1 protein-coding gene is annotated in these 221 nt (G+C 29.0%); it reads right to left on the minus strand.

Annotated features, from left to right (window positions below; translation table 11 throughout):
- The coding region (locus P7D84_RS13800; protein ID WP_048943085.1) for a topoisomerase C-terminal repeat-containing protein at positions 1-221 on the minus strand (221 nt) is incomplete at its 5' end.

Raw genomic sequence — 221 nt, forward strand, 5'->3', positions numbered from 1 at the left:
TTATTTTGAAAAAGAGATAAAATCAATATATCCCTTTTCCCCAATTTTTACAACGGCATTGTAGGGCTTTTTCTCTTTGTTTTTGATTCCTTTTACCAGGGTTTCTTTTCCCTCCAGTAATTCTTTTACATTCGTTTTGGTTAGTTTTTTCTTTCTAAAATGTTCAGCTAAAGTAAACTTACATTCAGGATAATTTGAACAACCATAAAACGATTTTTTTA

This window comes from Enterococcus dongliensis, from assembly GCF_031927985.1.
Lineage (GTDB): Bacteria > Bacillota > Bacilli > Lactobacillales > Enterococcaceae > Enterococcus_A > Enterococcus_A dongliensis.